This is a genomic window from Bartonella rattaustraliani AUST/NH4, from assembly GCF_000312565.1.
GTDB classification, from domain to species: domain Bacteria; phylum Pseudomonadota; class Alphaproteobacteria; order Rhizobiales; family Rhizobiaceae; genus Bartonella; species Bartonella rattaustraliani.
Genome location: NZ_CALW02000070.1, coordinates 23108 through 33562, shown reverse-complemented (window position 1 = coordinate 33562; position 10455 = coordinate 23108). Strand labels below are relative to the sequence as shown.

The 10455-nt window shown below is 38.6% G+C and carries 6 protein-coding genes and 2 pseudogenes; 3 read left to right on the top strand and 5 right to left on the bottom strand.

Going from position 1 to position 10455, the window contains the following annotated elements:
- Positions 1 to 147: 147 nt before the first annotated feature.
- The 3 genes from BN67_RS09860 to BN67_RS09850 all read left to right on the top strand — a co-directional run bounded on the left by BN67_RS09860 (position 148) and on the right by BN67_RS09850 (position 3379).
- Complete coding sequence (locus BN67_RS09860) at positions 148 to 540, top strand: Fur family transcriptional regulator (protein ID WP_019223933.1); 393 nt, start codon at positions 148 to 150, stop codon at positions 538 to 540.
- Between the two features lie 162 nt (positions 541 to 702).
- Complete coding sequence (locus BN67_RS09855; RefSeq protein ID WP_019223932.1) at positions 703 to 1791, top strand: HlyD family secretion protein; 1089 nt, start codon at positions 703 to 705, stop codon at positions 1789 to 1791.
- Between the two features lie 16 nt (positions 1792 to 1807).
- The gene (locus tag BN67_RS09850) at positions 1808 to 3379 is read left to right on the top strand and encodes a DHA2 family efflux MFS transporter permease subunit (RefSeq protein WP_019223931.1); all 1572 of its coding nucleotides are present in this window, start codon (positions 1808 to 1810) and stop codon (positions 3377 to 3379) included.
- A gap of 1233 nt (positions 3380 to 4612) precedes the next feature.
- Here the strand turns inward: BN67_RS09850 and BN67_RS09840 are convergent.
- From BN67_RS09840 to trhO, 5 genes and pseudogenes are all read right to left on the bottom strand, one after another.
- A complete protein-coding gene (locus BN67_RS09840; RefSeq protein WP_019223929.1) occupies positions 4613 to 5197 on the bottom strand; it encodes a GNAT family N-acetyltransferase in 585 nt (194 codons plus the stop codon).
- Positions 5198 to 5239: 42 nt separating this feature from the next.
- Entirely contained in the window at positions 5240 to 6373 is a 1134-nt protein-coding gene (locus tag BN67_RS09835; protein ID WP_019223928.1) for a type III PLP-dependent enzyme, read from the bottom strand.
- Positions 6374 to 7029: 656 nt separating this feature from the next.
- A pseudogene (locus tag BN67_RS14530) lies at positions 7030 to 7625 on the bottom strand (tyrosine-type recombinase/integrase); the annotation flags it as partial.
- A 156-nt stretch (positions 7626 to 7781) separates the two neighbouring features.
- On the bottom strand, positions 7782 to 7979 hold the full coding sequence (locus tag BN67_RS09820) for a hypothetical protein (protein WP_019223925.1): 198 nt from the start codon (positions 7977 to 7979) through the stop codon (positions 7782 to 7784).
- A gap of 1539 nt (positions 7980 to 9518) precedes the next feature.
- Positions 9519 to 10437: pseudogene (gene trhO / locus BN67_RS12980) on the bottom strand (oxygen-dependent tRNA uridine(34) hydroxylase TrhO).
- Between the last annotated feature and the right edge of the window lie 18 nt (positions 10438 to 10455).

Genomic DNA, 10455 nt, shown 5'->3' with positions numbered 1-10455 from the left:
AAATAAAATCGTGAAAAAACACTGCAGACAATTTAATTTTGGAGAAGAGAGTTCATTATTTTATCATTGCTCTATAATCTTCTGCAATCACCATTGCATAAAGAACATGTAGGCTTTATGCTTTGAGTGAGTAAAAGGAAGGTGTCAATGTCATCTAAACTTACGCGGAACCAAAGATTGGTTTTGAATACTTTAAAGAATGCAAAAAAACCTTTAAGTGCTTATGCTATTCTTGATAACTTACGCGAAGAAGGATTTCGTGCACCTCTCCAAGTTTATCGTGCATTAGAAAAACTTGTACAATTAAAGTGTATTCACCGTCTTGAAAGTGTCAATGCTTTTATGGCCTGCTTACATCCTGAAAATTGTCAACACGAACTGACAACTTTCACAATTTGTGAAAACTGTGGCAAGGTCAATGAAATACAAAACCAAGCTATTGTCTTCAGCCTTCAAAAAATGGTTCAAGAAGTAGACTTCCAAGCACAAAGAAGTATTTTAGAAGTACGAGGTGTTTGTAAAAAGTGTGCAAAAAAGTAATATATTTATACTTGCAAGTTGATATATTTAGTGTTATGCGTTGCCCCTTAGAATATTGCTTGAAAAGCTCCTAGCGCGCTTAAATATATATCGCTCTCTGCTCTCTACTGCTAAAAGTGCACTTGTTTTGCTCATTAAACACAGAATTGAAAGTGTAAAATCATGTCCACAACTGAGACAATTGTTTCAACAAAAAAATACTTCAATAAAAAAAGAATGATCAACATTCTTCTTATTATCCTCGCCCTTTGTGTCATTTTATTTAGCTATAGGTGGTTAACATATTGGCGTTATATGATTTCTACTGATGATGCCTATGTACAAGGAGATATCGCAGCAATTGCGCCTAAATTAACTGGATATATTGAAAAGGTTCCTGTTAAAGCCAATCAAATTGTAAAAAAAGGTGATGTCTTATTCCGTTTAGATAATGGTGATTATCAAATAGCCTTGGATCAAACAAAAGCCCATCTCAATACACAAAAAAAAACTCTTCTCCGTATTGAAGCACAAATTATCGCAGCCCACAGTGCTTTAGATGATGCAAAAGCACAAAAAACTGCTGCTTCAGCCATAGCAACAAATGCAAAACTAACATTAGAACGCACCACAGAATTGAGAGCGGATCGCTATGCCACTCAATCTGAAGTTGATAGTGCTAAATCAACTTATGAACAAGCGATTGCCAATGTGAAACGTGCAGAAGCACAAATAACCGCAGCACATGCAAATATCCAAGTGTTAGAAGCGCAACGAAGTGAAACAGAAAGCCAAACAAAGAGTTTAGAACTCACACGTGATAAAGCACAACGTGACCTTGATTCAACCATTATACGGGCTCCATTCGATGGAGTTGTCGGAAATTTAACAGCAAAAAAGGGGGATTTTGTTGTCAATGGTCAGCGCCTTGCAGCACTCGTTCCCATTCATGCTCTTTATATTGAAGCAAACTATAAAGAAACACAGTTACAAAACATTCACGCTGGACAACCAGCTTATATTACTGTTGATGCCTTAAAGAAAGATATGTTTACAGGAACTGTGCTTTCTATTGCACCTGCAACAGGCGCTGTCTTTTCTCTCCTTCCTCCACAAAATGCCACCGGCAACTTCACGAAAATTGTCCAACGTATCCCCGTACGCATTTCTATTCCAGAAAAAGTCTTAAAAACCGGACATATCCGAGCAGGAATGAGTGTTGCTGTGGAAATTGATACACGGACAAAGTCACAAGATAAAAAACCCTTATAAAGAAAATGATCTCATTATGACATCTCCGACACAAAAACCTACACAATCCGAAGAACACATAGATCCCCGAAAAATCGTAGCTTTCATTGCTATGGCTTTCGGCATGTTTATGGCTATTTTGGATATCCAAATCGTTTCTTCCTCTTTAACTGAAATTCAGGCTGGTCTTTCAGCAAATTCTGAAGAAATTTCATGGGTTCAAACTTCCTATCTCATTGCTGAAGTCATCATGCTTCCCCTTTCTGGATTCTTAGCACGATTGCTTTCAACACGCATTTTCTTTAGCCTATCAGCTGTTGGTTTTACGATTACCTCTATTCTTTGTGCAACCTCAACATCTATCAATGAAATGATTGTGTATCGCGCACTCCAAGGTTTTATTGGTGGAGGAATTATTCCAAGCGTTTTTGTTGCCTCCTATGTCCTTTTTCCTCCTTCCAAACGTCCAATTGTTGTTCCTGTTGTTGGACTGATTGCAACGTTAGCACCCACCATTGGCCCAACAGTGGGTGGGTACCTCTGTCATATCGCCTCATGGCATTGGCTTTTTCTCATCAATGTGCCTTTCGGAGCTGTTATTTCAATGCTCACTTGGAAGCTCATTCATTTTGATAAAGCTGATCTCTCTTTAATGGCGAAATTTGATTGGTTAGGACTCATTTCCATGGCTATTTTTCTAGGGACTTTGGAGTACCTTCTCGAGGAAGGTGCACGTCATGACTGGCTAAACGACAATCTGATTCTAAGCTTATTCATTATTATGATCATAACCGCTGGCTTATTCTTCTGGCGCGCTTTTACGGCTAAAGAGCCCATTGTTGATCTTTCAGCTTTTGCCAATTTTAATTTTTCAGCCGCCTCAGTTTTTTCTTTTATGCTTGGAATAGGCCTTTATGGACTCACATATCTTTATCCTGTCTATTTAGGCCAAATCCGCCATTATGATGCCCTCATAATTGGAGAAACATTGTTCATATCAGGGGTTGCCATGTTATTAACCGCCCCCCTTGCCGGCTTCTTTTCCGCACGAATCGATGCACGTTTAATGATGGCAATAGGACTTTTTGGCTTTGCATATGGAACCTGGCTGGCCACCTCTATCACAGACAATTGGGACTTTTGGGAGCTCTTTTGGCCTCAAATTTTCCGTGGTTTTTCTATGATGTTATGTATAATTCCTGTATCTAATATTGCACTTGGATTACTCCCACCGGAAAAAATAAAAAATGCCTCTGGGCTTTTTAATCTTACACGAAACCTTGGTGGTGCCGTAGGACTTGCTATTATCAGCACTCTTATCACAAAACGTACAGATCTGCATTATGCACGAATCGCCGAAACCATCCACCCAGGAAATATCCAAGCAACTGAAATGCTTTCACAACTTTCTTTGTACTTTAAAACCATAACTTTTGATCCCCATGCTCTTTCTCTTACACAACTCTTTAACATAGTACGTCTACAAGCAACGGTTATGGCTTTTAGCGATGTTTTCCTTATAATAACCGTGATATTTACCGTTTTAGCACTCACAACTATTTTTCTCAAGAAAACCACAAAACCCACCGATTCTTCTCCAGGACATTAAACTTAATATACAAAGTGAGAGAATATCTTTCCTTAATCAAGAACATCTCTCCGTTACCTCCAACTTTTTTTGTCTGTCAATAGAAAAAACGTTTTTATAAACGCACCATGTGACATGATGATTCCTAATAAAGATCTTGAAAATACGAAAGACTTTTCATGTTTTGAAGAATAATGCTCATCATAAACGGGATGCCTTTACAATCTTCAACAATCACAAACAAAAACATTCTTCTTAACTTGAGCACTCTTTTAAATGTCTGCCCGTATAGATAAAATATCCGTTTTTTCGATTTTTTTTGATTGTGCATCACAGAATAAAAAAACATGAAAATAAGAGACGAGCGTTAATCACAAAAAATGAAAATATGATGTTAGCATTATTATGTTCAATGCAAAGCACTTCTTATATACACAATTTTTTTATTTATGAAATTCTAAAGAAGAGAGGAGCTACGATCTTTTAAACACAGCGCCCCCTCATCCACAACGGATAACTCTTTCAGTATACCTTAAGAATTATACACAAAATTCTCAAGCTTCTGATCTATCGATATCATTATAAAAATAGCTCAATTTATTACCAATCAATACTTTCTCCCCCTCCTCCTAGACAGGCTGCAAAACTGTTAAACACATGAAGCATGTCTCTCACATTATCAGGACAAGAACCTATGGATTAAAAGCGCATATTCCTCCATTTAGAAGAGCAAAATACTCTGCCAAAGAAAGAGTTAAACAAAGCACTTCTTATCTGACAGATCATCATTTTCCAAAATACAAATGACTGAGAGGCTTTAAGGATAAATGCATCTATAATTTCTGAAAATCCAATCTCTTCAAAGTCATCATTTATGAGCTATATCCCTGTTTTAAAACAAATTTTAATATAATATCTGTGTTTTTCGCCTTGCACCCTGGTTGCCAATGAAGACTTTTTTCAAACAATTATAACTGAAAAAATACCATAAACAGTCTCGATAAAAGATAAACCGATGACTTTTTCAAAATCACTTTAAAACAATGCAACACACCATAATCCTCAATCAATAGACAAGATCAAAGATCAAAAAACACACATAAAAAAGCAGACTCTGCAATAAAGCTATCCTCAAACTTTGCCTCGTATAAAATACGTCACGCACGAAAACGACCCGCGCCCCAATACTATCATTGTTGGAACGCGACGACTGGAAAACAAGGAAGCACAATTATGAGAAAATGTACAATCTCTTTATGCCACCTGATGATGCTGAAAACGACTCAAGCCTTCGCGTTCTCCACTAGGAAGCAAAGTGCCATGACAAGAAGAAAGATATTCTGGGATCAGTTCCAATGCTTGAAAACGATGTTTTTCATAAGGACCGGGCATTGCCAAATTTTGGGTTAAACTGTTTGAAAAACCAAAACGCTGATAAAATGCACAATCACCCACAAGGAAAATAGCCCCATATCCTAATTTTTTTGCCGTTTCAATTGCGTGCCGCATAAGAACAGACCCTATTCCTATACCAGAACATTCCGCTGCAACCGCCAAAGGTCCCAAAAGCAAAGCATGCTGTACGCCATTCTTCCCTTTTTTAAACCGAACATGCCAAAGACGCACACTCCCCACAAGTTCTCCAAGGGTATTTTTGACAACAAAGGATAACCCATACGCAGCCAATCGTCCACGACGTAAAACTTCCGACGACTTGCGTTTACGCCCTCTTCCTAGAGTTAAATCAAGCAATTTCTCCCGGCATGACTTATCTGCTTCTTGCTCACATGCAAGTGTAAAAAACGCACCATCTTTTGTTTGAAAACGCATCATATTCATCTTTGTCACACCCCCACTATACCTTTGGTTCTCATAAAAAAATTAAATCACATAAGATCGCAAAGGTTCAAAACCATTAAAGGCAACAGATGCATAGGTTACCGTGTAAGCGCCCGTTCCATGAATCAACAGCTCATCCCCCACCGTAAGAGATAAAGGTAAGAGATAAGGTGTCTTTTCATAAAGAACATCTGCTGAATCACATGTTGGACCTGCTAAAATGCAAGGTTCCATGACTTTATCGTCATGCGGTGTTTCAATAGGATAGCGAATGGCTTCATCCATAGTTTCAGCAAGACCGTTAAATTTTCCAACATCAAGATAAACCCATCGAACATTATCATTGTCGGCTTTTTTGGAGATAAGAACAACTTCTGTGCGAATAACACCAGCATTGCCAACCATTCCACGCCCCGGTTCAATAATTGTCTCAGGAATACGATTCCCAAAATATTTTTTCAATGAATCAAAGACAGCTATCCCATAAGCTTGTTCGCTAGGAACATCTTTCAAATAACGCGTTGGAAAACCTCCTCCCAAATTCACCAATTTCAATGAAATTCCTTCTCGCTCTAAACATGCAAAAACGGTCGCCGCATCGGATACAGCACGATCCCATGCGTTAAGATCCGTCTGCTGAGAACCAACATGAAAAGAAACACCATAAGCTTGCAAACCCAATTGATGTGCTCGACGTAACACATCAACCGCCATAGCAGGAACACAACCAAATTTACGCGACAATGGCCATTCTGCACCTTTCCCATCGGTAAGAACCCGACAAAAAACACGCGCCCCTGGAGCAGAGCGAGCAATTTTTTCTACTTCTTCCACACAATCAACCGCATAAAGCGAAATACCAAGTGCATATGCAAGCGCAATATCACGCTCTTTTTTAATCGTGTTCCCAAAAGAAATGCGATTACCCGTTGCACCAGCTTTTAAAGCCATTTCAATTTCCGCAACAGAAGCTGCATCAAAAGACGACCCTAAAGAAGCAAGAAGCCTCAAAATCTCAGGAGCTGGATTTGCCTTTATCGCATAAAAAATACGAGATTGTGGAAGTGCTTTTTCAAAATTTGTATAATTTTCACGAACAACATCAAGATCAACAATTAAGCATGGACCTTCAGAACGATGTGTTGCAAGAAAATCGCGAATACGTTGCGTTGCCATCTACCAATCCTCCTAGAGAAAAAATCTCTACTCTATGCTTAAGACAGTATAAAACTGCCAAGAAGCAAAGGGACAAAACACATACAATAAAGACCTCCACTCTGATAATTCATCAGAAAGAAATTTAAATTGTATGCAACCAAAAAACAGCGCAATAACCGCGTTGTTCTACTTTGTCTGCCTTTTTGATTGGAATTGAGAAAACCACTTCCGCACTGAAGGCAATGAGGTGTGCCTCTATAGTTATTTCAGCACTTGAACAGCTGAAAGACACCAGAAAGGCCCGCACCGTCGTTGCTTCAAGATGTCCTCACTCTTTCGATTGGCCGTAAGAATGACTGGAGCGGTTAGTTCCAGGTACCGTACCGGTTAATCTCACCATTTGAGCACCAGCGGACACCCACAGGCACGTGCGACTTTGGGCAGAGTTTCGTATAAAGCGAATCTTTCCTCATTTCAATCATTTTTTTTGATTTTAAGTATTTTTTAATTTTAAAAGACAAGACAATATAAAAAACGACACTCTTCTCAAAGAGATAAGTTGCCTTTTCTCTTTTCACGAAAAGCAATATTTTAAAGGGTTGTAACCTTCATCCCTTCCCCCACAATCCCCTCATCCCCCGTATTCCCCACGCAATCCCTCCAATCATTGTGTGTTGCGCTAAGAGAGCGCGTGCTTTGGCTATGACTTGTAAATCAACATCTAACCCCAGTGCAGCAGCATGTTTGAAACAAAGATTAAGACGGTTTAGTGCTTTCTCTGCTGTTCCAGCTTTTGTATGCTATATGGGGGCAAGTGTATCGCGTATCTCTGTTTGTGTGATTTCTGAGATGGGAAGACAGCCTAATTTAGGGAGTACATGACGTTGTAAAGATGAAAACCAATCGCCTTCCTTACCATCATCCTTTAATTCAGCTTTACGGCTTTCAAGAGTCTCTAGAGCAATGTCTTTGAGATAATGAAGATTACGCATTGCCTCACGCTTTTGTTTCTCACGTTCTTTAATGGGATCACGACCCTCATGTAAAACAGAACGTCACCGTGTTGCATGTTCACGCGCTTGTTTTAAAGAGACATGTCTTAGGGAACCTAAGCCCATTTCACGGCGTCGTCCGTGAATTGTAGAACGATAAAGCCATTAAGCGCCACCATCTTCACACTTATGAAGGTACAAGCCTGCACCATCATTCACTTTACCAGCACCCAATGTTGCGACAGCCCTTGGCACTTAAGACGATTCATAAGAGGCATTTTTCCTCCTTTCCTTACTAATTTTTATCCACATGCTAATCCCGCTTATGGTGTAAAACCAAGTGAATAAAATTGATTCAACAGGAAGTGATTTGAGATGAGAGAATCTTACAATATTCGGGGGTATGATTCAAGATAGATAACGATAATTTATCGTTATAAACCAATGCGTTGCGCTACAAAACGCCACCGTACTACACATTCACGAGCTTGTTTTAAAGAAACAGCGCGCAAGCCCATTTCACGATGGCATGGGTAAAATATATACAGATAAAGCCCAAGCCATTGAGCGCCACCATCTTTACGCCCATGAAGGGAAAAATCGGCACCATCATTCTCTTTGACCATCCCCATATATTTACTCGCCTCATAGTGTCGCATATTTACAAGCTCATGAGATTACACCGACTTTATGGGCAGTACACACTTTTCTGAGGGAGCTCTTGTGAGACCCAAATATTATTATATCCTCAAGCATAGAAACTGTAATAAATATAGCAAATATAATAAACACAAAAAGCAGGAGGCTGTTTCACGTTCAATGCTTCCAAACTCCTGTAATAACAATTCTTGCATGAAAGCGGTTCATGAGGGGTCTTTTCCCTCTTTTCTCATTTTACCCTCCTGCCAATACCGCTGAGAGTGTATGAGCCAAGTGAACAAAATTTCCTCAAGATCAAAGAGGTTTGAAAGTAAGAGAATCTTACGATATTCAGTCTTGTGATTCAAAATGAGTAACAACAAATTGATTCTTATAAATCAATTATATTAATCACACATAAGTATTGCTTTAAAAGAGATCTTTTGCTTTGATTTTCCCGTCAAAAAGGTGCGACTCTTTATTCTTAATGCAGGTCTTCTCACCATAAAAATGCTGAAAGAGTAGCATCTACAGTATCACCTTTCCCATATCTCTAAGATCACAAATCTATACCCATCATTCTATCTATCCCTTCACAGATTTTCTCCACTCTGAAAATAGAGTATTTATAGCATTTTTATTTTCAAACGCCTCTTCAAACCACCTCTCCCTTCACGCGATTACAGCATAAAACGATTCTAGCATAAAATAACCATTGAAACATTTTGACAAAATAAGAATGAAGAATGTTTAAAATAAACCAAGTGCAATAAGATTAAAAAGAGACCTATTTCAAAAAAACAATGATGATTGAACTTTATAAGTGAACGACTAAACTTTTATTAACACCCAAAATCTCGATAACTCCCTGCCATTAAAACACTTTTTATCCACACAACAATACCTTGAATCATAAGGATAATTTATCATTATGCACTTATGAAATACAATCCCGAATATCGTAAAATTCTCTTACTTTCAAACCTCTTTGATCTTGAGGGAATTTTGTTCACTTGGCTCATACACTCTCAGCGGTATTGGCAGGAGGGTAAAATGAGAAAAGAGGGAAAAGACCCCTCATGAATCGCTTTCATGCAAGAGTTGTTATTACAGGAGTTTGGAAGCATTGAACGTGAAACAGTCTCCTGCTTTTTGTGTTTATTATATTTGCTATATTTATTACAGTTTCTATACTTGAGGATATAATAATATTTGGGTCTCACAAGAGCGCCCTCAGAAAAGTCTGTAATGCCCATAAAGTCGGTCGTAATCTCATGAGCTCGTAAATATGCAACACTATGAGGCGAGTAAATATATGGGGGATGGTCAAAAAGAATGATGGTGCCGGCTTGTCTCTTGTGTAAGTAAAAATAGTGGTGTGTAAGTAAACGTGATTGTTATACAATTCACGCAACCACCACCGCAAAATAAGCTGAGAACCGTCTAAGAAATGTTTTTTAAAACAAACCCGTGAATAGAAAGCTTTCTCTCTTAGAAAGAGCAAAAATTTCCAGTGTCAAAATACAATATTTTTACATTTCTTGATGAGATTGTATTGCACGCAATTTTGCTAACTGAAACTGCCTATGACGTTCACGAAAGCGCTGCCGATCTTCTTCACTACGTGTATTATAACAAGCATCACACGAAACACCTTCCTCATAATGAGGTGATAATTTGCTTTCAGCATTAAGAGGAGAACGGCATGCCCGGCATAATTCGCGTCCACATTCTTCAAGACCATGTTTTACAGAAACGCGCTCATCAAAAACAAAGCACTCGCCCTGCCATAAACTTTCTTCTTTTGGAACAATTTCCAAATATTTGAGAATCCCACCTTTTAAATGGTAAACCTGCTCATAACCAAGTTCACGCACATAAAGCTGTTGATTTTTCACACCGAATACCGCCTGTACAAAACATAGCAATTTTCTTTTTCTTTTTTAAATCAGCTTCATGTTTGAGAACCCATGCAGGAAATTCACGAAATGTTTTAATATTCGGATCAACGGCTCCTTGAAAACTGCCAATTGCATATTCATAATCATTGCGCGTATCAATAAGAATTGTTTCTTCATCTTGGATAAGGGCATTCCAATCCTCAGGATCGACATAAGTTCCAACAACCTTTAACGGGTCAATCCCTTCCACGCCCATTGTCACAATCTCTTTTTTCAACCGCACTTTCATACGATGAAAAGGCATTTTTGACGCCCATGAATATTTAATTTCCGGTGTTTGAAATGCAGGCTCCGCTGTAATAAAATCTACCAATATTTCAATGGCAGCACAAGACCCAGCAACAGTTCCATTAATACCTTCTTGTGCCAAAAGCAGGGTACCCCTGATGCCCTTTTCTTGACATAAATCCTGCAAAGGCTTTTGTAATTGTTGATAATGCTTCAAATCAGCAAAGCAATAAAGTGCCGCAACTTTAAAATTCTTTTCCATGAGTCTTGCCATAACGCG

Excerpts from the sequence above, each read along its gene's own strand:
- BN67_RS09840 (WP_019223929.1), bottom strand. The coding sequence starts at position 5,197 with ATGAATATGATGCGTTTTCAAACAAAAGATGGTGCGTTTTTTACACTT.
- BN67_RS09835 (WP_019223928.1), bottom strand. The coding sequence starts at position 6,373 with ATGGCAACGCAACGTATTCGCGATTTTCTTGCAACACATCGTTCTGAA.
- BN67_RS09850 (WP_019223931.1), top strand. The coding sequence starts at position 1,808 with ATGACATCTCCGACACAAAAACCTACACAATCCGAAGAACACATAGAT.
- BN67_RS09820 (WP_019223925.1), bottom strand. The coding sequence starts at position 7,979 with ATGGGGATGGTCAAAGAGAATGATGGTGCCGATTTTTCCCTTCATGGG.
- BN67_RS09855 (WP_019223932.1), top strand. The coding sequence starts at position 703 with ATGTCCACAACTGAGACAATTGTTTCAACAAAAAAATACTTCAATAAA.
- BN67_RS09860 (WP_019223933.1), top strand. The coding sequence starts at position 148 with ATGTCATCTAAACTTACGCGGAACCAAAGATTGGTTTTGAATACTTTA.